The 22,126-nt window shown below is 69.7% G+C and carries 18 protein-coding genes; 3 read left to right on the forward strand and 15 right to left on the reverse strand.

Translation table 11 applies throughout. The features are described 5' to 3' along the window. Position 1: 1 nt before the first annotated feature. The 11 genes from ACZ4TV_RS24035 to ACZ4TV_RS24085 all read right to left on the reverse strand — a co-directional run bounded on the left by ACZ4TV_RS24035 (position 2) and on the right by ACZ4TV_RS24085 (position 14,993). Positions 2–727 carry a DUF3152 domain-containing protein gene (locus tag ACZ4TV_RS24035; RefSeq protein WP_468136858.1) on the reverse strand — a complete coding sequence of 242 codons (726 nt, stop codon included), beginning with the start codon at positions 725–727 and terminating at the stop codon, positions 2–4. Between the two features lie 47 nt (positions 728–774). Next, positions 775–1,824 carry a hypothetical protein gene (locus ACZ4TV_RS24040; RefSeq protein ID WP_468136859.1) on the reverse strand — a complete coding sequence of 350 codons (1,050 nt, stop codon included), beginning with the start codon at positions 1,822–1,824 and terminating at the stop codon, positions 775–777. 314 nt (positions 1,825–2,138) lie between these two features. Beyond that, complete coding sequence (locus tag ACZ4TV_RS24045) at positions 2,139–2,912, reverse strand: hypothetical protein (protein ID WP_468136861.1); 774 nt, start codon at positions 2,910–2,912, stop codon at positions 2,139–2,141. 2 nt (positions 2,913–2,914) lie between these two features. Continuing rightward, complete coding sequence (locus ACZ4TV_RS24050) at positions 2,915–3,655, reverse strand: helix-turn-helix domain-containing protein (RefSeq protein WP_468136862.1); 741 nt, start codon at positions 3,653–3,655, stop codon at positions 2,915–2,917. 220 nt (positions 3,656–3,875) lie between these two features. Beyond that, positions 3,876–3,998: a hypothetical protein gene (locus ACZ4TV_RS24055; RefSeq protein WP_468136863.1), complete on the reverse strand. Its 123-nt coding sequence runs from the start codon at positions 3,996–3,998 to the stop codon at positions 3,876–3,878. A 72-nt stretch (positions 3,999–4,070) separates the two neighbouring features. Further along, positions 4,071–4,910 carry a hypothetical protein gene (locus ACZ4TV_RS24060; protein ID WP_468136864.1) on the reverse strand — a complete coding sequence of 280 codons (840 nt, stop codon included), beginning with the start codon at positions 4,908–4,910 and terminating at the stop codon, positions 4,071–4,073. Positions 4,911–4,967: 57 nt separating this feature from the next. Next, positions 4,968–5,948, reverse strand: a complete 981-nt coding sequence (locus ACZ4TV_RS24065) for a 3-oxoacyl-[acyl-carrier-protein] synthase III C-terminal domain-containing protein (RefSeq protein ID WP_468136865.1) — start codon at positions 5,946–5,948, stop codon at positions 4,968–4,970. Further along, positions 5,945–11,746 carry an SDR family oxidoreductase gene (locus ACZ4TV_RS24070; protein WP_468136866.1) on the reverse strand — a complete coding sequence of 1,934 codons (5,802 nt, stop codon included), beginning with the start codon at positions 11,744–11,746 and terminating at the stop codon, positions 5,945–5,947. The genes ACZ4TV_RS24065 and ACZ4TV_RS24070 overlap by 4 nt, the downstream gene beginning before the upstream one ends. Before the next feature lies 1 nt (position 11,747). Beyond that, positions 11,748–13,076: an acyl carrier protein gene (locus tag ACZ4TV_RS24075; protein WP_468136867.1), complete on the reverse strand. Its 1,329-nt coding sequence runs from the start codon at positions 13,074–13,076 to the stop codon at positions 11,748–11,750. Positions 13,077–13,586: 510 nt separating this feature from the next. Continuing rightward, positions 13,587–14,000 carry an FAD synthase family protein gene (locus ACZ4TV_RS24080; RefSeq protein WP_468136868.1) on the reverse strand — a complete coding sequence of 138 codons (414 nt, stop codon included), beginning with the start codon at positions 13,998–14,000 and terminating at the stop codon, positions 13,587–13,589. Positions 14,001–14,204: 204 nt separating this feature from the next. Next, positions 14,205–14,993: a bestrophin-like domain gene (locus ACZ4TV_RS24085; RefSeq protein WP_468136869.1), complete on the reverse strand. Its 789-nt coding sequence runs from the start codon at positions 14,991–14,993 to the stop codon at positions 14,205–14,207. A gap of 129 nt (positions 14,994–15,122) precedes the next feature. Here ACZ4TV_RS24085 and ACZ4TV_RS24090 point away from each other — a divergent pair, with 129 nt between their 5' ends. Continuing rightward, entirely contained in the window at positions 15,123–16,064 is a 942-nt protein-coding gene (locus ACZ4TV_RS24090; protein ID WP_468136870.1) for an RNA polymerase sigma-70 factor, read from the forward strand. 113 nt (positions 16,065–16,177) lie between these two features. After that, a complete protein-coding gene (locus tag ACZ4TV_RS24095) occupies positions 16,178–17,389 on the forward strand; it encodes an NAD(P)/FAD-dependent oxidoreductase (protein WP_468136872.1) in 1,212 nt (403 codons plus the stop codon). A 96-nt stretch (positions 17,390–17,485) separates the two neighbouring features. Here the strand turns inward: ACZ4TV_RS24095 and ACZ4TV_RS24100 are convergent, their stop codons facing one another. Continuing rightward, complete coding sequence (locus ACZ4TV_RS24100; RefSeq protein ID WP_468136874.1) at positions 17,486–18,028, reverse strand: carboxymuconolactone decarboxylase family protein; 543 nt, start codon at positions 18,026–18,028, stop codon at positions 17,486–17,488. 100 nt (positions 18,029–18,128) lie between these two features. Here ACZ4TV_RS24100 and ACZ4TV_RS24105 point away from each other — a divergent pair, with 100 nt between their 5' ends. After that, complete coding sequence (locus ACZ4TV_RS24105; RefSeq protein ID WP_468136875.1) at positions 18,129–18,692, forward strand: TetR/AcrR family transcriptional regulator; 564 nt, start codon at positions 18,129–18,131, stop codon at positions 18,690–18,692. A 15-nt stretch (positions 18,693–18,707) separates the two neighbouring features. Here ACZ4TV_RS24105 and ACZ4TV_RS24110 read toward each other — a convergent pair whose 3' ends face one another. The 3 genes from ACZ4TV_RS24110 to ACZ4TV_RS24120 all read right to left on the reverse strand — a co-directional run bounded on the left by ACZ4TV_RS24110 (position 18,708) and on the right by ACZ4TV_RS24120 (position 21,998). Continuing rightward, positions 18,708–19,241, reverse strand: a complete 534-nt coding sequence (locus ACZ4TV_RS24110) for a DoxX family protein (protein WP_468136876.1) — start codon at positions 19,239–19,241, stop codon at positions 18,708–18,710. Between the two features lie 155 nt (positions 19,242–19,396). Beyond that, positions 19,397–20,887, reverse strand: coding sequence for a vanadium-dependent haloperoxidase (locus ACZ4TV_RS24115; protein WP_468136877.1), 1,491 nt, complete (start codon positions 20,885–20,887; stop codon positions 19,397–19,399). Positions 20,888–20,975: 88 nt separating this feature from the next. Beyond that, positions 20,976–21,998 carry a 3-oxoacyl-ACP synthase III family protein gene (locus tag ACZ4TV_RS24120; protein WP_468136879.1) on the reverse strand — a complete coding sequence of 341 codons (1,023 nt, stop codon included), beginning with the start codon at positions 21,996–21,998 and terminating at the stop codon, positions 20,976–20,978. Between the last annotated feature and the right edge of the window lie 128 nt (positions 21,999–22,126).

Here is a 22,126-nt window from a genome sequence, read left to right on the forward strand (position 1 = left end):
TTCATGGATGGGGCCACGGGTTGGGTGCGCAGGTGGCTGCACCCGACCGGAGAGTCTTGGTTTGCTGCATCATCACCGGAGCGGGCACGCCGTCCGCCGTGCAGGACTCGTGATCGTGGCCGATCCGGTGTCCGACCTCGTGGTTCACGACCATCTGGCGGTAGCCGAGCATGTCGTCCCCGTACGTGGGCGACCCCTGTGCCCAGCGATAGGCATTGATCATCACGCGTTCCGTGTTGTGCACGTCGCAGGACACCGTCTGTTCCGACGTGTCGAGACCAGCTTTGGCGCACCACGCGTCCACCGTTCCCGGACTCGCGAACGTGATCACGAAGTCCGCCTCTGCGGTGGACACCCGCTCGAAGGACAGGGCGCCGTCGTGCGTCCAGCCACGGGGGTCCTCCAACGTCCGCTCGACGAAGGAGGCGATGTGCGTGCCGTCGAACCCCCGGGCGGCCAATCCGTCCTCGACGTCGACCCGGTAGCGCAGCACGTGACCGGCTTCGACCGCCTGAGAGGGCGTCTCGTGCGTCATGACCGTCGTGAAGGCTCCGCCCAGCACGAGCTTGCGTTCCAGGGGCAGACGGCCCGCCGGATCGGTGCCCGGCGCGTCGGGCGGCGGCGGGAGGGGCGTTCCGACGGTCTCCGACACCGTCCGCGGATGTTCGGCCGCACCCTGCCCGGGCGCCGATACGCACCACCACGCCGCGGCGAGGGAAGCTGTCATGCCAAGGCAGTGCCGTACGCCGACGGTACGCCGGTGGCCGGGCCGCGTCATATGCCCGCCGCCCGCGATGCAGCGGCAGACCCGGGATGCACCACCGCGTCGATGAGCCTGCGGTACAGCGTGTTGCTGAGCCTGACCCCGGCCACGGCGCCCTGGTGGGCCTGCGCCACTTGTGCATGGGACCGGGCGAGTTCGCGCACCTGGTGCCCGAGCCGGTCGAGGGACTCCAGTGCCTGCGCCTGTTCACGTCCCAAGTACCGTCTGGCGCGCGGCCGGATCACCAGTCCGTTCTCCAGCACCCGCAGTCCGAGCAGCGATTCGACCGCCTGCTGGACCGGCGTGACGAGGCGCGGCGGAATGCCGTCCGGGGCAGCGAGCACGTCCGCCGCGAGCGTTCGCGCCGCCAGCACGCCGATCGCCGGACAGGATGCACCGCCCATGACATCGAGCCGCGCAGCCAGTACCTCTTGTACCACGCGCTGGATCCGGATGATCCGTTCCAGCGCCCGGATCGCGGTCAGCGGCCTCGCCCCCGCGTGCTCCAGCTGGTGGGATTTCAACAGCACGGCCGCATTGACCGCGTCGATCCGCGCCGCCGTCGCGAGCAGCAGGTCGATCCGGCTGAGGGCCTCCGTTCCCGACCATGTGAGAACGGCCCTCGCAGTGTCCCCCGGCCCATCCGCGGCAGTGTGGTTGACGATGGCGAGCAGCGGCGCGGCCGCGAACCGGACCGTACCGATGCGCTGAGCGACCGCCGCCCACAGACCCGCGAAATGCACCGGGACCCCGGCCACTGGGACGCCTGCGTCGGACACGACGGCGGGCCAGCCGCAGTTGACACTGATCGCGGCGAGGCGGAGGGCCACAGCTTCCACCTCGCCCTTGCCGAGCCGCGCCGCGCGGGTGCGCAGGCACGCCATGCCAGGCTCGTTCCAGCGATCGGCGGCGATGTAACGGGCGCCGTGGACGCTGGTCGCCCGCATCGTCTCCTGTACGTACCAGTCCAGCGAGCGCCACAACCCGGTCAGCGGCCGGTGGACGGCCGGCCGCTGGAGCAAGGGGGCGCACGCCACGGCGGTGACGGATCGAAAGGTCATCAAGGAGTCTCCAGGGGCGCCGATGAGGCTCGCATCGCTTTTGTGCGAATGCCGGGTCGATGCCGAGTGAGACTATGCGGACATTTCAGTCCAATAGGAGGGGTCTTGATTCCGTTTGGGAATCCGCCCCATCCACTTCCGTGAACCGGGACCACCTCAGGGGGCCGACACAGTGAGCACGGAACCCCTGGTTGGCACCCTCACCAAGACACCCACCCAGCCGTGCCCCATCCGTGCCCTACAGAGCGGCAAACAGGGGACAGCGCCGAGCTCCGGCAGCCCATCCAGCGGTGCGGCCGGGCCTTCGGCCGTCCTCACCTCACCGCGGGCGGAGACAAGAACACGTACATGGCCTGGCCGTCGACCCGGGCACCCTCGTCGGACAGTTGGCGCCAAGCGGCATGCTGCGGATCGTGTAGAGCTTTCGCCAACGCGAGCTTCTTACGGTCGCCCTTGTCGAGTTGCGCCCTGAATTGCAGCGGATTGGCAGGCAACGAGAGCAAGAACGCCAGGTCGCGGTAGTGCCGATCCGGTGAAGCAGTCTTGATGCGCACCGCTGCAGCCTTCGCCACGATCGCCCCCAACAGGCTCGGGCGACGGATCCGGCCGGTCCGCAGCCCCAACTGGACCCTCACAGCCTCGGTTCTCTGCGCAGCCTGTCGACCTCCTGGAACTTCCAGGGTGCGGCCGGGCGGCGTCGTTGTGAGGTCTGCGCGGGGGCCGAGATTGTCGGGCGCCAACAGGTCCACCACCAGCCGCCGCGACTCGGCACCGCGCTCGTAACGGTGCAGCAGGTTGCCCTGCGGCGACATGCCGGCGGGGGAAAATCCGAGCCGTTCCAGTGCCGCGACCAAGCGGCGCAAGCTCTGCTGGTCCGACTGCACATCAGCCAGGACATCCAAGTCGGCGCTGGCTGCCGGCGGAGTGCGACCGTGCTCCAGCCCGTGGAGGAGCACCATCTGCCCGCCGATCAGCGACCAGGCATTGGGCACCTGCTCCGACAAGTCGAACAGCACGCTCCACAGCTCCACCAGCGGACCGGTGAATAGGTCTGACTCCAGTCGCACGTCGGGCACTTCAGCCGCCATGATTACGCCCTCCGAGGCTGTGCGTAGCGCGCCAGTAGAGACTCAAGCAACCCAGCTGCGGCAGCGTCGGCTCGGCCGTCGTGGCGGTCCAGCAAGTCGGCCGCCACTACCGAGGCTGGCGCGTCGTGGCCCTGCCCAGGCGTTTCAGATCTTGAGGTCAGGAACGACCACATCTCCGCTGGGGGAATTCGAAGCGAGACGTTGCCACGCTCTTCATCCCGGACCATGCCGAACTCGGCTTCCAGCTTGTCAACGCTGTCAGGATGTACGTAGATCTCCGCACGCCCGAGAGCGACGTAGTCAGCCCCCGCCCGCGCCGTGGCGCTCGCTCCCCCCCTCACCACATCCTGGGCGGCGAGCAACACCGGCAGCACGCCTGAATGAACGCGGTACGAGCGCACCTCAGCCCGGGCGGCAAGAAGCTCCTGGAGCAGCGTCGGAGCCAGCCGCTCGTGGGCGAGGAGATTCCGCAACCGCATCCTCACCCGGGACTTCTCGGCGTCGGACAGACCCACAGGCAGATGGCCGTCCAGAATCGCCAGAACGCCCCATGCGTTGCGGGCCGACAGCGGCCTCCGCGAACGGGGGCCCCGGTCCTTGCGATCCCGGACACTGTCCCCGGCAACCAGCCAACGACCACCGACTCGCTGCCCTTGGAGCCTTCCGTCATGCAGCAACTGACGGACACGGGAGTCATCCACCCCGAGCAGGGCCGCAGCCTGCTTGACCGACAGCAGTTCCATGACCACCTCCATGCGACTACCCTCACGAAATAAGGAGAGAACACGCAAGAAGTGTCCCGCCCCGACCCCCTTGCGTCAAGCCTCTCGCTTTCGAGATACAAGGCGCAAGCGGGGCCCGGCACGACAGAGCGTCTACGTGCACGCCCGCCTCGACCTGGCCCACCGCCGCGTCCTCACGTCCGCCCGCACCGGCGACGTGGACCATGCCGTGACCGAGGAGCTACTCGGCCTGCTCTCCGCCACCGTCGGCCAGGCCGTCGACGGAGCCGTACCGACCAGCGTCCGTCCCGGCCGGGACGAGGCGACGCTCGTCGCCGACCAGGACCCTCCTCTGCCGGACCATGCGCCAATATCTCGGCCACGCACCAACTGCACTGCGGCGTCTCCTCGCCCCAAAAACGGCCGACCTGGCGGTCTAGCGGTCTTCCGTGTGGGCCGCTTCCATGCTCTGGGGTTCCGCGCGAGGGCTGGGCGGCTTGCCCTGATCACCCTCTTGCGGCGGGTCGCGGTCTGTGCGGGGGTGATTCAGCCACCGGATCATCAGGTGGAGGGTGGTGAATGCGGCGGCTGTGCTGAGTACGCCGAGCGCGCTCATTGCGGGTGTCGACAGGTTCATGCCGCTGCCGAGGAACAACGGCCAACCCAGGCACATGCAAGCACCGGCGACGGATCCGCTGGCGGCGGGCAGGAACAGGAGGCGTTGACGGCCGCGGGCGCGGTGGAAGAACTGGAAGGCGGCCAGCCCGAAGATCATCATCACCGCGGACAGGATGAACGGCCAGGCGAACGGAATGCCGAGCACCTTGGCCGGCTGGCTTCCGTCGTAGAGGTAGAACCCGCGTGTGACCATGACTGCTTCGGCGACGGCGTCGAAGACAACCGCGCCTGCGTACAGACCCCACAGGCGCCGTGCGGACCATCCTCGTTCGGCGGCCTTCATCACCAGGTATCCCGCGGTACCGAGCCATGCCGTGTTCTTCAGGACGAGCCACAGGGCGAAGTCGCGACCGAAGGCGGAGTATGCGATCACGGCGTCGTCGCTGGGGAAGTGCCGGATGTTGATGAGGGGGCAGACGATGGTGACCGCGAAGACGGCTGCGGCTGCCGAGCAGATCAGCAGTGCCAGCTCCGGCCGGCGGTGCTTGAGCCAGTCCCGTGCGGCCCAACCGGCAAGGCCGATCAGCCAGATCGCCGCTTCCGCGGTGATGAGCGTGTCCGCGGTGGATGAGATCGGCCCTTCTGCGATGGGTGTCATTCGGATTCCCACTTCCGGTCGACGGGGGAAGGCTGTTCGGAGGAGGGCGGTGGTCGTTCAATCCGGTGTCGGCTCCGCGCGTGGATCCGTTCGCAAGATCTCGACGAGTACGCAGATCCAGCGCCATCCGACGCCCATCCCTACGACGAGGATCAGGGCGCCGGGTTCGACTTCTGGGTCGTCGTGGAGGAGGTGGTCCAAGCCGAGGAAGTGGTCGCAGGGCCCCGCGTGGCCGACGTTGCGGTGGAAGGGCCACGTCGTGTCGGCCAGGTCGCGATCGAGGGGCTGGGTGAAGACGGTGGAGAGGAACGGAAGGCCCGCTCCGTGGACAACGACGCGGGATGGTTCTTCCGCGCTCGTGCCGGTCTCGTCCAGGAGCAGACCTACGGCCTGCGCGGTCTTGTCGCGCAGGGTGGTGAGCAGGGGTGCCGGCAGGTTGCTCGCGGCCGTGGAGCGTTGTTCGGCGGTGAGGTTGAGGCGTGTGAGCGGTTCGAGTTGCGGGGCGCTGGTGTGTGCGGTGGCCACGAGGCGGGCGCGGGCGTGGGAGCGGCGGCGGGAGAGCACGAGTGCTGCCGCGCCGTCGGTCATCACGTAGTCGGGGCTGCTGTGCCGGTCGATGCCGGACAGGCATGAGGTGGCGACGGCCATGGCCGCCGTGGTGGTGGGGTCTGCGGTGAGGTGTTCCGCGGCCGCGACGAGGCCGGCGAGGTCGCCGGCGCTCGCTGCGCCCAAGTCGACGGCGCGGGCGCGGTCGGCTTTCAGGATCCGTTGGACGTGGCAGACGGGGCTCAGGAAGGTGGTGTCAGTGGGGATGGTCGCGGCCAGTGTGAGCAAGGTCAGTTCGTCTGCGGTGTGTCCGGAGCGGTGGAGCGCGAGCAGGGCCGCTCGCGCGGCCATCTGGGGTCCGGTGCCGGGCGCCGCCATGGTGGCGGACCGGTAGCCCAGCGCGTCGTTGAAGGAGCCGGGTGCGGTGGTGATGTCGGTGCGTGGGGGCAGGTAGGTCGCGGTGTCGGCGATGTAGAGGTCGTGCCAGATCACGGCCTAGGCTCCCTGCCCGCGCCCCACCAGCCGGGATTTCCGGTCGTGGGGGTCACGGCTTCGTTGCCGTCGGCGAGCACGGCTTGTGACCGGCCGCTGATACCGGACATGCGCAGCAGCACGGTGCGGTCCGGAGCCAGGGCGAATCCCTGGCCGCGGTCGAGCGGGAATGTGGTGTGCAGGAGGATCGGCTCGCCGTAGCGCGTGGTGAGCGTCGCGTCGTTGCCGGGGACGGCGATGTCGATCTCGGCGATGCCCTGGAGGACTCCCAGGTGGCCGGCGGCCCCTCGCTCGGGGGGCAGGCTGGGCAGGTGAGAGATGCCTTCGAGCATCAGCACCGGCAGGAGGAACCCACCGAAGTCGTTTCGCCACGGCTGGGTCCCGTGCAGGAATTTCGCAGTGATGCCATGCCTGCCGCGGCGGGCGTTGTGGACCGGGGCCAGCGGGCCGCTGACCTGGACCTGGGTGTTGGTGGTGTAGGCCGGAACGGTGAGGTCGCCGGAGTCCAGGCCGCGCTCAGGGGTCTTGGGGCCCGTGAGCTTCGGGTGGCGGTCGGCGAGGAGGACATCGACGCGGTGACACAGGTCGTCGTGACGCAGGATGCGCCCGATCGCGGTGCGCCGGTCGACCCTGACGTCGACGCGGACCCGGGCTCGCCTGGCGTTCCGTTCCAGGAGGGTGGTTTCGATCTTGATCGTCCGGGGCGGTCCGTCCTCAGTGACGGTGAGGGTTGCCAGGCAGGCCAGGTCACGGAAGCCGACGATGTTCAGGCCGGGGAGCATGTGGCCGGCGGCCTCGGCGGCCATCTCCAGAACCCAGATCCCAGGGACGACGGGTGTGTCGTTGACCCGGTGATGGCCGAGCCAGCGACCTGCTCCCTCCTGCGGGGAGAACGTCTTGGTGAACAGCCCTGCCCGTTCACCGACAAGGATCTGGTGGTCGATGAGGGGGGCCAGGGCAGGCCCTTGCCGTTCTCGGGGCGGCGGGAGCGAGCGGCGGGCGACGTGGGCGATGGCGTCGCGTTCCTCGGGGCGGACGTACGCCAGCACTGGTGGCACGTTTCGGCGGGAGAGGGCGTCCAGGAACTGGGCGGTCCCGACCTCGGTGGGCAGGAAGGCGTTCAGTCCGCGGTCGCGGAACCCCGCGATGATCTCGGGCGTGGCCGCCGCACCGGCCTCGGTCCAGATCGGCCACAGCACCGTGAACTCCCGGCAGTCTTCGGGGGTGTGGCGGCGGGTGGCGTGGTTGAGGTATTCGCTGGCGGAGACGTAGTCGATGTCGCCGGGGTTCCCGAAGAGCACGCCGATGGTGCCGAAATTGCACCAGATGGAAGGGGGCCGTCCCGCCAGGGCGCTCACCAGGTTGTGGTAGCCGCGCACCTTGGTGTCGCGGACACGGCGGAAGGTGTTGAGGGCCTTGGTCGCGGTTGCCTGAGAACGCAGTTCCACCACGCTGTTGATCAGCAGGTCGATGCGTTCGTGGCGGGCGAGTACCTGACCGGTCGCCTGGGCCAGTTCCTTCTCGTCGAGGATGTCGCAGACGAGGTAGTGCACCTTGTCCGTACCGCAGCGCGCTCGCAGCCGTGCCAGGTTCCGGCGGACCTCGGCAGCGCGCACCCAGCGGGTGTGCTCCCGGACGAGTTCGCCCACCGGCGTCCGGGGTGCCTCTGCACGGCGGCCGCGCAGGAATGCGGCGCGCTCCGGAGGCGGCTCTGGCGGCAGGTCGTCGATCCGGGTACGCCCCAGGACGTAGAGATGGGGCTGGGTCTTCTCGGCCAGCGCGTACAGGATCTCGGCCGTGATGCCGCGGCCGCCGCCGGCGGAGACCACCACTGAGTCGGGTCCCAGGGGCAGCGCCCCGGCGCCGTCGGGAGGCCCGCCGGGCGTGAGGACCGGGGCGAGCGTGTACGCCATGCGCCGGTCGCCGCGGTAGGCGATCACGTGATGGGGCAGGGGCCGGCGCCACTCTGTGGCCAGCTGGGCCAGGCCGGTGGATACGTCGTCGGCATCGGACAGCACTGTCGCGCATGTCGCCTGGTGCACCTCCGCGGCGATGGAGCGCACCAGTCCGTCGAACAGGCCCGCACGCGGGTCCGGCCCGCCCTCCGCCAGTGCGCCCAGGACGAGAGCGGCGAGGCTGCCGCCCGTCTCCAAGACGGGGAGGGCTGCCTGGATGGCGGCGAAGGCGAGGTCCTGGAGGTCCAGAGCGTCCTGGGGAAGGACAGCGCCGTCGGTGGGGGCGAGTGCGACCAGCAGGCGGACGTGCCGCAGGGGGAACGGAAGTTGCGCCATGTGCTCCCGGGCGGCCTCCGGGGAGACCCGGACAGCGCGAACGGCCCGGGACGCGGCGTGCGAGGTCCACGCCTGCACCCCTGGACGGTCGGCGGCCGCGGCGGCGAGCTCCGGGTCGTTGGTGATGACCAGGCTGCCTTCGGGCAGGGCGTCGGCCGCCTCGCCGTGCCAGGTTTCCACCGGGCCGGTGGCGTCCACCAGGCCGCAGGCCATGAGGGTGCCCAACCGGGACACGTCCGTTGCTGCGGGAGCGCAGGACCCGTTCGGGGTCGCGGGGCGGATCCGCACGTGCGGTGAACCAGGCGTGGTCGGCGTCAGGTTCAGGGCCGTGCCGGTGAGCACGCTATGGGGGACGGCGAACAGGGCGTCGATGCCGGGATAGCACTGCCCGACGTCGCGCAGGGGTGGAAGATCCAGGGCGGGGTGCCCGTCCCAGTCGGTGTCGATGCCCGTCTCCACCGTGGCGAGGATCGGCAGACCTTCCTTCAGCGCGGTCGAGCGCCGGGCCAGTGCGATCGTGACGCAGCCCTCGGCCACTTGCCTGCCTGCCGGAAGGACTGGAGCGAGGGCCTGTACCCATTCGGGAAGGGTGTTCGCGCTGGCGCCGCAGACCACCGCGACGTCACAGTCATGGTGGCCCAGTAGCCGCCCCGCGGTGCGGAGCGCCAGCTGACCGGAGTCCAGGCCGCCTTCCGCGACCAGATTGGGGCCGCGCAGGTCGAAGTAATTGGCGACCCGGCCGGTGGCGCTGGGAAGGGCACCCGTGAAGTCGTCCTCCGTCGACTCGGTCGTCACGGACAGCACCGCCCTGCGCAGCGCCTCGTAGGCCGCGTCCGCGGATTCACGGTCGGGCAGCAGGTCGAACGCCTGGGCACAGTCGTCCAGGCTCATGCGCTGGAGCAGCCGACTGTAATGGCGTGTGGGTGCCATGGTGGCCCCGATGACGGCCGTCCGGGCGCTGAGCCGCTTGGCCGGGTCGGCGCCGAGCCGGTCCAGGAGCTGCCTGGTCGCCTGGAGCGCCATGAGGTGGGTACGGTCCATGTGGCGCATGGTCAGGGGCGGGATGCGGATCTCGGCAGGCGAAGGCAGCGGGTACTGCTCGCCGAACTCGGCCGCAGGCGCGGCGCCGGATCCAGCAAGCCACTCGTCGGGGGCGTCCGCTGCCGAGCCGGGCAGCTGGGTGCCCCAGCCGACGACAACGATGTCCTCCCGGGAGTACTCGCGCCGTGCCGGGCCCTGTCGCGGGGGACGGTCGGCCAGGACGATGTGGGCGTTGCTGCCGCCCAGCCCGAAGGCTGAGACCCCGACAAGGCGCGGGCGGCCGGGATCGGCCGGCCAGGGCACATCCTCGGTGGGGACGGTGAGAGTGCGGGCGGCAACCAGCTCGGGGTGAGGATCGCGGAAGTCGGGCTGCCGCGGGATCAGCTCGTGCTCCAGGCCCAGGAGCGCGTGGACGATCGAGGCGAGGCCGGCAGTGAGGGCGGTGTGCCCGAAGACGGCTTTGTTGGAGGTGATCCTGCAGGCATCCGGACGGCTTCCCAGGCTCTCCCTCAAGGCCCGGAGCTCCACGGTGTCACCAAGCGGGGTGCCGGTTCCGTGCGTGATGACCCATTGGACGTCGTCCGGCGTGATGCCCGCGTCATTCCATGCCTTCAGCAGGGCCGCCTCCTGGCCCTCCTGGGCCGGCGCGTGGATTCCCCTGCCCTTGCCGTCGGAGCTCGTTCCGGTGCCGAGGATGAGCCCGAAGATGCGGTCCCCGTCCCGTTCCGCGCGTTCCAGGGTCTTGAGGGTGAGGCTCACAGCGCCTTCGCCGATCATCGTGCCGTCTGCGTCGGCCTGGAACGGCCGGAGCTGGCTGGTGGGCGACAGCCCCTGTGCCTTGCAGAACGTGACGACGAATGCGGGGTCGACGATGCAGGTGGCGCTGCACAGGGCGATGTCACAGGAGCCGTCACGCAGGGCCTTGACCGCGATGTCCACGGTGTGGAGGCCGCTGGCGCAGGCCGAGTCCAGGCTCATCTGCTCGGCGGTGTCGGGCACGAGTCCGCTGAGGGCGTTGCGGACGGCGTAGGGGGCGATGGCGTCCAGGTCGGGCAGGGGGCTGCTGTTGTAGCGGGCGGCCAGGGCATGGGCGGCCAGTTCGTGCAGTGCCGGGTCCAGGTGCTCGGCGGCCATCGCCTGGAGGCCGTTGCCGAGCAGCGATGCCTGCCGGACTTCGGAGTACGGTGTGACGCCGACAGCGGTGACGCACGTCCACCGGTCGCGGCCCGTGGTGGTGACCCGTTCCGTTGCTTCGATGGCGCAGTGCCTCAGCATGGTGGCCGTCGCGGGGGCGTCGTGCGGCCAGTCTCCGGTGCGGAGTTCGCGTGCGAGTGTCTCGGTGGGGCGGAAAGGTCCCATGAACCCTCCGACCCTGACGTATGCCCGGTCGGGTGCCGGTGTTGGTGACCAGTAGGCGTCGATGTCGAACCGGGTGGGCTCGCTGAACTGCGGTTCGCCTTCGCGTAGCCGCTGCCACACCTGCTGCGGAGATCCGGCATTGGGCAGGACGGCACCGACGCCGACCACCGCGATGACGCCGCTGGCCCCCGCGGCCTGCCGGCTGCCGGCCGGGAGGCTGTCAGTGGCCGTGGTGGATGTGGTGGACGTGGTGGACGTGGTGGACGTGGTGGACGTGGTGGACGTGGTGGACGTGGTGGCGGCCTGGCGCAGCCGGCTCGTCATAGCCGAGTTCCCCGGGGGCGCGGCCAGTGCGCCGCAGTCGGCCGTCAGAGTCGTGCCGGTCATCATGCCCGCGAGGTCGGAGGCCAAGAAGCCGACGAGCTCTGCGATCTCCTCGTTGGACATCGCGCGCTTCAGCAGTGCCCAGTCCTTGAACTCTTGCACGAGGGATCCGGCGTTGTCCCAGACCTGCCTGGGCACATCGTTGTCGATCAGTCCGGCGAGGAGGGTGTTGATCCGAATGCCGTCCGGTGCCAGCTCGACGGCCAAGTAGCGCACCAGGTCCTCAACGGCAGCCTTCGTCCAGCCGACCGTGCCGTAGCCGAGGAGAGCGCGCTGGGAGCCGAGCGAGGACAGACACGTAATGGACGCCCCGTGGCGCCCCCGCATCAGCGGCACGGCGCGCTTGGCACACCACACCGGGGCCATCACGTTGGTGCGGAAGGCCCGCTCCCAGAACACGTCGTCGGCCTCGAACAGCGGCAGGAACGCCCCGGCCGCGGCATTGTTGACCAGGATGTCCAGAGCCCCGTACCGCTCGGCGACCTCGTCGAACATGCGGTCCACCGCGTCGTGTTTGGCCACCGAGGCACGGACGAGCTCGTACGAGTGACCGGCACGCGCCAGCTCCGCGCCCAGCGCCCGGGCCTCATCCGTCGCGTGGAAGTAGTTGACGATCACGTGGGCACCGCGGCCCGCCAGGTGCCGTGTGATCGCCGCGCCGAGGTTGCGTGCCCCGCCGGTGACCAGCGCGATCTTGCCTGCGAAGTCCTGTACGTCGGCCATCTCAGCCCGTCCGAACGCCAGCGACGGCGACCATGTCGGCGATCTTGCCCAGGGTCGGGTAGTCGAGCAGACGGACGTCCTTGCGCAGGCTGCTGATGCCGTACCGCTCGCCGACCTTGACGAGAAGGTGGACCTGCTTGAGGGACTCGACTCCCAGATCTGCCTCCAGTCGATCGTCCTCGCCGAGCAACTCGGGCGGGTAGCCGAGGTAGTCGCCGTACAGCTTCTGCAGTTCGGCCAGGACGTCGCCGCGCGGCAGATCCGGCTCGGCGCCATCTGTGACCAGAGCCGTGCCCGCCGTCGCGGCGGTCCCGACCGTCGGCTTCTGCGCGGTCGGCTCGCAGAACCTCACCGCGCTCGGATCAGGATCGGGCGCAGGCAGCAGCGGGGCGGCCTGTTCGGCCGGGGGCCTGCGCCGGCCCGTGCGGTCGGCCAGGGGAGTCACCACCTTGACGGTGGGCAGGCTGGCGTGGATCAGCTTCGCCAGGATCTCCTGAGCACCGCATTCGAGGAAGGTCTCGGCTCCTGCGGAGTACAGCGACAACACCGTGTCGCGGAAGTGGACCGGCCGAGTCATCTCGGCGATGGTGATCTCGACCGGGTCGTCGTCATCGCCGACCCACCGCCGCAGGGTCGGGGACCACAACCGCCAGCGCATCGGCCTGCAACGCAGCCCCGGTACGGCCGCGACCATCCGGGCCCCGGCGGGGGCGATGGCAGGAGTATGGCTCGCGTGGGGAACCGGCAGTATGGAGGTGGCCCAGCCCAGTTCCTCGGCCAGCTTCCCGACCTTGGACACCACCGGTCGCGGGCCGCACACCACCGTCTGGCGCGGCGCGTTCACACAGGCCACGACGAGGTCGCTGTGGTCGACCGCCCCGACGAGGTGTCCCACGGCCGCAGCACCCGCGCCGACGGCCATCATCGACCCCGGCCACGCCAGATCGGTCAGCGCCTGGCTCCGCACGCACGCCAACCGGGCCGCCCCGGCGACGTCGATGCCTCCCGCGGCGACCAAGGCCCACAGCTCGCCGATGCTCTGCCCGGTGATCGCGTACGGCTCGCCACCGCCGCTGATGAAGTCCTCGAAGACCGCGAGGGATACGGCCATGAGCGCCAGGTAGTGCGCCTCCGGGGTGACCGGATCGATGGCCGCCGACGGATCGGTCAGGTAGTGGCGCAGGGACGGCACCCCGAACTCCGGACCGACCCGGTCGATTTCGCTGAGCAGGCCCCGGACTGCGGAGACGTCGGCGGCGATCGCCTGCAGCACACCCGCGGGCGGCATAGCGATCGTGCCGGGCATCACTACGACAGTTTTCTCGTGCATCACTACCGCTTTCCATGAGGAGGCAGATGGCGAAGGAAGAGATGAAGGGCTTGAGGCGCGGCCGGGGAGACGCGCTGGCATCGCCGCACGTGTGGTCGGCTCCACGAGACGCCGACGACCAGACCGTCAGGCCCTTGACCCGGGCGACTGGCGAAGGGCTGCTGCAGAGGGATACCGGTGGCGTCAACCTGCCCCCACGTCAGGCGACAGAATCCGCTCGGCACCAGCCCTCGGGGGCACAAGGAGCATGTGGCCCGCGCCTTCTCACCAGGCGCGCCTCCCAACGCCGGCGCATGCCCGCGCATGGACCGCAGTCATGGCATGGCAGCGCACGAGGCGGACACCATCACGCGCCGCACGCTCGCTGAATCGGGTGAGTGGGCGCATTGTGTCGAACTGGGGGACCTGAAACCACACCCTTGACACGCGCCGGGCATCGTCGACCTGACAGCTCAGCGACCGTGGCCGGGGCGGCTTCACGCGGCCCCGGCCACGACGTGCCGCGGGGCGTCACAGCTGTTGGATCAATTGGCGCAGCTGCGTGCTGGAGACGTGCATCGTGTACGGGAGATAGACGACCTCGACCCCGACCGCTGCGAAATCGCGCTGCCATTGGGCGCCCCGGAGGGTGCCGCGCCAGTCGTCGCCCTTGAACAGGCGGTGGAAGCCGACCTGCCGCCATGCCTCCATCTTCTCCAGCGTGTGGTCCACGACCACCTCGTCGACGTACGACATCGAGCGGACGATCTCCATCCGCTCGTGGAGCGGGATGATCGGGAGGTGTCCCTTGTGCCCGGACGCCTCGTCGCTCAACACGCCCGCCACGAGGTGGTCGCACTGGGCACGGGCGTGCTTGAGGAGATTGAGGTGTCCGATGTGGAAGAGGTCGAAGACGCCGGACGCGTAGCCGATGATCTGAGACACGAAAGGGGTCCTCCGGGTGGCGCGTTCCCGTCGGCGACGAACTGTCGAGCGAGACACTGGGCGATCTTGCATCATCCCCAGGGTTTAGTAAAGGCCCTGCTCACCGGGTTGGGATGATGTGACGACAGCGACGGCGGCCCGGGAGGAGGTACCTCCCGGGCCGCCGTGGGAACGAACGGTTCCGAACGATTCCGGACAGCCGGTTCACTCCCAGTACCGGGCCAGCGCTCCCTCCCGGTACGGGGCAGGGCTCACGCTCAGCTCGCCGGCGAACGGCCGGTCGAGAACCAGGATCAGCAGCAGGCTGAAGCCGATCAGCGCGGCGACCGAGGCGACGAAGAGCAGCTGGATCCGCGCCTTGCGCATCCCGTAGAGGAAGGTGAGGGGGATCAGGACGAGTGCACCGCCGATCGCCAGGACCTGGAGGAGCGGCGGGAGTTGCTGGGACGCCGCCGTCAGCCGGGCCCGGCGCTGCGCGGCGAGGTCGTTGAGGCGGCCGGCGGCCTCCTCGTAGAACACCTGCTCCCGCACCGTACGGGGCTCGTAACGCTGAAGGGCGTCGAACAGGGACTGCATGCTTCCGGCGGTCGCTGCGTGGCTGGGCCTTCCCTGGCGCATCAGCGGCCATTGGTGTTCCACGACGGCATGGAGGTAGCCGCGGAGCGCCCCGTCGACCTCGGCGCGGACGGACGGCGGGAAGACGGCGGAATCGCGGGCGATGAGGGCCAGGTCGGAGGCCTCGGCGGCGACCACGGTCTGGGTGGTGTCCAGCTGGGTCCACAGAGTGACGATGACGAAGGCGAGGATGATGCCGTAGATCGCGCCGAACATGCCGAGCGTCACCCCGACCATGTCGTTGTGCTCTCCGTCGACGAGCGACGGGTATCTGCGCCTGGTCAGCAGACTTCCGGCGACCGCGGCGCAGACGATCCCGCCGACGATGACGAGGGCAAGGGTGAGGGTGCTGAGATGGTTGAGCAACCAAAGAGCCACGTGTCGTGAGCCTATGGTCCTCGGGGCGATCCGAGGAGCTGTGCCTCCGGCGGCGCGGCAGTGATCATGCGGATGAGTGAGAGCCGTACCGGCCTTGACCACCTCGCGCTTGGTCCTAGGATCACGAGCATGGCCCTGATCACGAGCAATGTGGAGCGCTTCCAGGCCGCCAGGCCCCGGCTGGAGGCCATCGCCTACCGGCTGCTCGGCTCGGCGAGTGAGGCGGAGGATGCCGTGCAGGAGACGTTCCTGCGCTGGCAGGCAGCCGACGTCGAGCGGATCCAGGTGCCCGAGGCCTGGCTGACGAAGGTCCTCACCAACTGGTGCCTCAACATGCTCACTTCGGCACGTGCCCGGCGCGAGACGTACGTGGGGAGGTGGCTGCCCGAGCCGCTGCTCACCGGGGACCCGATGCTCGGCCCGGCCGACACCGCCGAGCAGCGCGAGTCGGTGTCGTACGCCGTCCTCGTCCTGCTGGAGCGCTTGTCGCCCAACGAGCGGGCGGTGTACGTGCTGCGCGAGGCCTTCGACTACGCGCACCGGGAGATCGCCGAGATCCTGGAGATCACCGAGGCCGCCAGCCAGCAGATCTACCACCGGGCCAAGAAGCACATCGCGGACGGCAAGGCACGCACCGAGATCGATGAGGCCTCCGCCCGGCACATCGTCGAGGAGTTCCTGGCCGCGGCGACCAGTGGCCGTACCGAACCCCTCCTGCGCCTGCTCACCCAGGACGCCGTCTCGGTGGGCGACGGCGGCGGGAAGGTCCCGGCCCGCGCGAAGGCGTTCGAGGGCGCGCTCGCGGTGGCCAGGTTCCTGCGCGGCCTGTTCAAGCCCAGCGAGGCCAAGCGGGCCCACATCGGCGGCGCGGCCGAGATCTACGCCACGACCGCCAACGGCGGGCCCGCCATCGTGGCGGTCGTGGACGGCCGGGTCGTCGGGATCACCTGCCTGGAGGTCACCGCGGAGGGCATCGCCGCGGTCCGCAGCCAGGTCAACCCCGACAAGCTCGTCCGCGCGACCGAGCACTGGGCCGCCGCGGACCACGGGGAGGCGCTCCACACCCTGTGACGGGGCGTGACGCAAGTCACACTCGGATCCTGTCAGGGAACGGGGGGCTGTCCGGTTCAAGGGGCGAAACCACGCCGGACAACGGCAGCCACCGCCCAGACAGGAGCACGGACATGCAGCACCGCATCGTCGTCCTCGGAGCCGGCTACACCGGTGCCATCGCCGCCGGCCGCCTCGCCAAGCGGCTGCACCACGAGGACGTCACCATCACCCTCGTCAACCCCGAGCCCGACTTCGTCGAGCGCGTCCGGCTGCACCAGCTCGCGGCCGGCCAGGACCTCAGGCCCCGGCCGTTGGGCGAGATGTTCGCGGGCACGGGCGTGCGACTGAAGCTCGCGAAGGTCACCACCGTGGACGTGGACCGCAAGACGGTGACGGTCGCCTCGGCGAACGGCCCCGAGCGGGAGGAGCGGGAGGAGCTGGAGTACGACACCCTGGTCTACGCCCTCGGCAGCGGCTGGAACGACGGGGGCGTCCCCGGCACCGCCGAACACGCCCACGAGATCTCCAGCCGCCCCGGCACCCTCCGCCTCCGCGATCGCCTGGCCGCCCTGGACGCCGGCCGGCCCGTGGTCGTGGTCGGCGGCGGCCTGACCGGCCTGGAGGCCGCGACCGAGATCGCCGAGGCCCGCCCGGACCTCGACGTCGCCCTGGCCACCCACGGCGCCCTCGGCGACTGGCTCTCGGAGAAGGGCCGCGCCCACCTGCGGAAGGTGGTGGACAAGCTCGGCATCACGGTCCACGAGCACGCCGCGGTCAACGCCGTGGAGGCGGACGGCGTGACGACCGCCGACGGCCGGACCATCCCGGCCGAGGTCACGGTCTGGACCACGGGCTTCGCCGTCCACCCGATCGCCCAGGCCACCGCCCTGGAGCTCACCGACCGCGGCCAGATCGTGGTCGACACCACGATGCGCTCGGTCTCCCACCCGGACGTGTACGCCGTGGGCGACGCGGCGATGGCGATCGGCGCGGCCGGCACGCCCCTGCGCATGTCCTGCGCCTCGGGCGTCCCCATGGCCTGGCAGGCCGCCGACGCCATCGCCGCCCGTCTCGCCGGCACCAAGATCCCCCGCATCTCCATCCGTTACTTCCAGCAGTGCATCTCCCTCGGCCGCAAGGAGGGCCTGATCCAGTTCGTCGCCGCCGACGACCGAGCGGTCGACAGCGCCCTGACGGGCCGTGTAGCCGCCCTCTACAAGGAGCTGATCTGCAAGGGCGCTGCGTGGGGCGTCGCCAACCCGACAGCGGGCATGCCGTCCCGGCACCGGCGTGTCGTACGGCAGGAGACTCGGAGCCGCGCACGGGCGCAGGCCCCGGCCTGACCTCGCCACGGTGTACGACATGCCGACGGTCCCTGACCGAGTTGGCTGGTCAGGGGCCGTTTCAGCTGGCGGTGGGGGTGGGATTCCCAGCCAGGATCAGGCGAGGGGGGCGAGGAGGGGCCAGTCGACCTCGACCTCCGCGGCCTCGTTGAAGTAGTTGGTGAAGATGTTGAGCGCCGTGTTGGCGAAGACCTCGGCGATCTCACCGTCCGTCAGACCCACGTTGCGGGCATCGGCGACGAGGGCGTCGCTGACGTGGCCGCGGGTCTCGACGATGGCCAGCGCCAGGGCGAGGGCCGCCGCGTCCCGCTTGTCGGTGGAGGTTCCGCGGCGGGCGTCCTCGATGTCCTGGGCCGACAGGCCGACGAAGTTGGCCGAGACGTAGCCGTGGGCGCCCAGGCAGTAGGAGCAGCCGTTGGCCTCCGCGACAGCCAGGGCGATCTTCTCGCGGGTGGCGGCGGACAGGGCGCCACCGGCAAGGGCCCCGGAGAACTCCAGGAACCCCTTCAGAACGGCCGGGCTGTTGGCCATCACCTTCGGGCTGTTGGGGGTCGCGCCCCAGTTGGCCTGGACGGTGTCGAGGAGCTGCTTGGCGTCACCGGTGGCGGCGGCGGGGTCGACGACGGGCAGGCGAGACATGAGTACTCCTTGAGTGAGATCGAACAGAACTGTTCGTTCGATTAAAACTGTAACGACGAAGATCGCCTTGGTCAAACAGACCTGTACGTATGATTGAGAAATGGCAGACACGACAGAGCGATCGACCGCGCGGCAGCGCGCACTGGCCACGGCAAGCGAGCTGTTCTACGCGGAAGGCATCCGTGCCGTCGGCATCGACCGCATCGTTGCCGAGTCCAAGGTGGCCAAGTCCACGCTGTACGTGCACTTCCGGACCAAGGAGGAGCTGGTCGCGGCCTATCTGCAGGAACGCACCGAGTCATGGAGCGCGCACATGGAAGAGCAGGTCGAAGCGCGTTCCGAAGACCCGGACGGACGTGTCCTCGCGGTCTTCGACGTCCTGGACGAGGCGCTGTCCGACCCCGGCTACCGGGGCTGCCCGTTCTCCAACGCCGCCGCCGAATACCCGCACGACGAACTCATCGGTGCGGTCATCACCCGCCACCGCACCTGGCAACGCCAGCTGTTCAGCCGGCTGCTCGGAACCGGCGCCGGCGATCTACCGGCCGTCCTCGGCCAGTTGTACGACGGCGCGATGATCGCCGCGCACCTGGACCGGCGCTCCGATGCCGCACGCCTGGCCCGCTCCGCCGCAGCCGTACTGCTCGCCCACCCTGCGGGCTGAACGCTGCCGCAGCCGTCAGGCACGGGCGGACACGGCTGGGGAAAGCTCCTGCTCGGCCGGCCGCACGTCGGAGTGCTCCCCCACACGGCGGCCGGGACGCCGGGTGGCCACCGACATGCACGCCGCCACCAGCACGATGTTCTTCAGGATGTACTGCCCCTCCATCGTCGGCGCGAAAGGCGCCCACATCCACACCGAGTGGGGCATGATCACCAGCGTGGCGAACACCCCGGCCATATGGACGAAGAACACGCCCATCGTCAGCCGTGGCAGCCGTCCCGAGACCAGTCCCAGGCCGATCAGCACTTCCATCAGCGCGAGCAGCGGACGCGAGACCCCGGCGGGGACGGCGTGGAACGTCATGGTGGACATCGCCCGAATCGCGATGTCCTGCGCCGGGCTCATGCCGGGGATGAATTTCAGCGCCCCGAACCACAGGTACAGGAGACCGACGCTGGCTCGCAGGCACGCCGGGCTCCATCGTTGATAGGCGACGGAGAACGCTGCCAGCCGGTCTCTCCAACGGTTCGGCAATCGGATGGCACGCATCAAGAACTCCTTCCTTCGGTGGATCGCTGATCGAACCGCATGACCGGGCGCCTTCTCCCCGGCCGACCGCCGGGCCGGCCGCCGGGCCGGCCGCACGCGATCGGCCGGCCCGGCGGTCGGGGACTCCTGCGGGGTGGTGGCCCGCAGGAGAGCGGTCAGGAACCGTTGATGTAGTTCTGGGCGATCGCGTAGACGTCACGCGCGACCTTGCGGCCCGTGGCCTCGCCCTCCTCGACGTCGAAGGTCCAGTGCGAACCGGCGAACAGGCGCGAGTCGTTGTCCTGGTCGGAGGCCTCCGAGAAGGTCTCCCACTTCAGAGTGATGTCCTGCTTGGGGGTGACGTTGGGCTCGAACAGCGAGGAGCCGGCCTTGATGGTCGCCGAGTCGCCGAACTTGTCGGAGCCGGTCCACAGCTTCAGCACCTCGGCGGCCGTACCGCCCCAGATGGCGTGGCCGGAGATGTACGCGGCGAACGGCGGGGTGCCCGTGTACTGCTTCCACTTCGAGCCGTCGACCATCGCGGTCGGCAGCCCCGCACCCTGGTACGAGGGGACCTGCTGCCCGGACTTGTCGTAACGGATCGTGGTGATGGGGCGTGCGTAGTCGTAGGCGACCTTGTTGTCGCGAAGAACGATGCCCGCGTCCGCCATGGCCAGGTTGAGGGTGAAGAACATCTTCACGTCCTCGTCGAGGCCGTGCTTGTCCCGGCGGGAGACGAACTGGGCCCACTGGTTTTGGTGGGCGGTCGGGGTCTCCTGGATCTCCAGCCAGTATTCGGCGATCACCTTCTGCTCGTCCGTCAGGTTCGCCTGGATGTTGATGAGCTTCTCGATGTCCGCCGCGACCTCGGGGCTGCCGTACTTCGGCGGTTCCGGCGCCCGGTAGTCCTGCGTGTTGGAAATCGCGAACGGCTTCACGTTGCGCCACTGCGGGGTGGCGAACTTCTGCGTGACCCCGTTGATGATCAGGGGCGTCCACCGGTCGGGCGCGACCACCGTCGACTTGTCGAAGTTGTTGATGTCCTGCGGCGGGTTGATCGGCTGGTAGGTGTCGTCCTCGGGCTGCGAATAGGCCGGCGTGCCGTACTGGTTCGAGCCGTCGTCTCTGCGGTCCTCGATGACGGCCGCCGCCGCGGTGTGGCCGACACCGACCGGGTTTTCCGTCTTGAGCGTGGTGTCCGCCGGGTCGTAGCCCAGGTCGGTCATCTGCTGGTCGAAGGTGGCCTTCTGCTCGGGGAACAGGTTCACCAGGGCGTCGTAGGCCGCATAGCTGATCGCCTTGGCCTTGTTGGCCTCGGTCCGCTTCTTCTCCGGCTGGCGCAGGCCGCCGCCCAGCTGGGTGCCCTGCGCGGTCGGGGTGTAGGCCGCCCAGGCGTCGAACATCGCCGCGTGCACGATGGCGAAGGTACGAGAACCGATCGGCGGCTGGGTGCCCTTGCCGGCAGCGCGCACGACGGTCGCGTTGTACGCCTGCTGGTTCCACTTCAGTACGACGTTGTCGCCGCCCGCCACCGCTTCGGTGAGTGCGGTCGCCTCGGCCGGGGCGGCCTGCGCGCTGAGGGTGGTGCCGAGGGTGGCGGTCAGGAGCGCTGCGGCGATGAGCGCGGTACGGCGCTTGGGGCGGCGGGGCATGGCAAAGTGGTGCACGGTTTCTCCCTAGTGAGTTTCGGTGTGCCCCGCTTCTTCAGGGCACGGGTGCCCGCACCCGAGGGGCGGGAAGTCATGAGAAGTGAGGTCAGGCGGCGCGCGGCAGCAGCTGCGCGGCCGGGATCTCCCAGCGGAGCAGCGCCGCTCCCAGCGACATGCCTCCGCCGAAGCCCTCCAGCAGCACGAGATCGGCTTCGTCGATCTCTCCGGATCGCGAGGCCACGTCCAGGGTGAGCGGAATGGACGCCGCGCCGGTGTTGCCGAAGTGCGTGACCGTGCGGTGCATCGTGGCGTTGCCGAGCGCGAGCTCCGGCAGCAGTTCGTCGAGCATGACGCCGTTGGCCTGGTGCGGGACGAAGTGCGTCACCTGGTCGGGCGAGATGCCCGTTCGGTTCAGGAAGTGCCGGGTGGTGTCGGGGACATGCTGGCTGACGAAGTCGCGTACGCCTCTTCCGTCCATGCGGAAGAAATGGTCACCGGCTTCGACGGTGGCGGCGGTGGCGGGCACGCGGGAGCCCCCGGCGCTCACGCCGATCAACCCGTGGTCGGCGCCGGAGGAGGCCAGATGGGTCTCCAGGACAGCGCCGCTGCGGACCGCGGGGCCGAGGACGACCGCGCCGGCTCCGTCACCGAACAGGATCGCGGTGCGCCGGTCGGTGCGGTCGATGATGCGTGAGTAGACGTCGACGCCGATGACCAGACCGTATCCGGGCCTGGTCGCCAGCAGGGCCCGGGTCGTGGCCAGCGCGAAGACGAAGCCCGAGCAGACGGCGTTCACATCGAACGCGGCCGCCTGGCGGGCGCCGATCACGTCCTGGACTATGCAGGCCGTGGCGGGCTGCGGGTGATCGGGGGTGGACGTGGCCACGACGATGTAGTCGAGTTCGCCGGCGCTGACTCCGGCTTGTTCAAGGGCGCCCAGCGCCGCTTGGGCGGCCAGATCCGAGGCGGCCTGGTGCGGGGCGGCGTAGCGCCGTTCCCGGATGCCGGTCTTGCGGAGGATCCACTCGGCATCGACCCCGGCGGCGGAGCCGACCTGCTCGTTGGTGGCGATGGTGTCCGGAACGTAGGACCCGGTGCCGAGAACGGCCACCGGCTGGGTGAACTGCATGGTGCTCCCTGATCAATCAGGGTCTGACATCGGGACGCATGTGGGGATGCCGGGAATGCAGACAGAAGTGCTGTGTAGGTCCCGCGCACAGAGGGCTACGGGGAAGGCGCCTACCTGAGGGCGCCTAC

Source organism: Streptomyces sp. NPDC028910, from assembly GCF_055564955.1.

Coding starts and splice junctions, on each gene's coding strand:
- ACZ4TV_RS24050 (WP_468136862.1), bottom strand. CDS start 3,655: ATGGAACTGCTGTCGGTCAAGCAGGCTGCGGCCCTGCTCGGGGTGGAT.
- ACZ4TV_RS24060 (WP_468136864.1), bottom strand. CDS start 4,910: ATGACACCCATCGCAGAAGGGCCGATCTCATCCACCGCGGACACGCTC.
- ACZ4TV_RS24100 (WP_468136874.1), bottom strand. CDS start 18,028: ATGTCTCGCCTGCCCGTCGTCGACCCCGCCGCCGCCACCGGTGACGCC.
- ACZ4TV_RS24070 (WP_468136866.1), bottom strand. CDS start 11,746: ATGGCCGACGTACAGGACTTCGCAGGCAAGATCGCGCTGGTCACCGGC.
- ACZ4TV_RS24110 (WP_468136876.1), bottom strand. CDS start 19,241: ATGCGTGCCATCCGATTGCCGAACCGTTGGAGAGACCGGCTGGCAGCG.
- ACZ4TV_RS24045 (WP_468136861.1), bottom strand. CDS start 2,912: ATGGCGGCTGAAGTGCCCGACGTGCGACTGGAGTCAGACCTATTCACC.
- ACZ4TV_RS24090 (WP_468136870.1), top strand. CDS start 15,123: ATGGCCCTGATCACGAGCAATGTGGAGCGCTTCCAGGCCGCCAGGCCC.
- ACZ4TV_RS24120 (WP_468136879.1), bottom strand. CDS start 21,998: ATGCAGTTCACCCAGCCGGTGGCCGTTCTCGGCACCGGGTCCTACGTT.
- ACZ4TV_RS24040 (WP_468136859.1), bottom strand. CDS start 1,824: ATGACCTTTCGATCCGTCACCGCCGTGGCGTGCGCCCCCTTGCTCCAG.
- ACZ4TV_RS24105 (WP_468136875.1), top strand. CDS start 18,129: ATGGCAGACACGACAGAGCGATCGACCGCGCGGCAGCGCGCACTGGCC.
- ACZ4TV_RS24095 (WP_468136872.1), top strand. CDS start 16,178: ATGCAGCACCGCATCGTCGTCCTCGGAGCCGGCTACACCGGTGCCATC.
- ACZ4TV_RS24055 (WP_468136863.1), bottom strand. CDS start 3,998: ATGGTCCGGCAGAGGAGGGTCCTGGTCGGCGACGAGCGTCGCCTCGTC.
- ACZ4TV_RS24035 (WP_468136858.1), bottom strand. CDS start 727: ATGACAGCTTCCCTCGCCGCGGCGTGGTGGTGCGTATCGGCGCCCGGG.
- ACZ4TV_RS24075 (WP_468136867.1), bottom strand. CDS start 13,076: ATGCACGAGAAAACTGTCGTAGTGATGCCCGGCACGATCGCTATGCCG.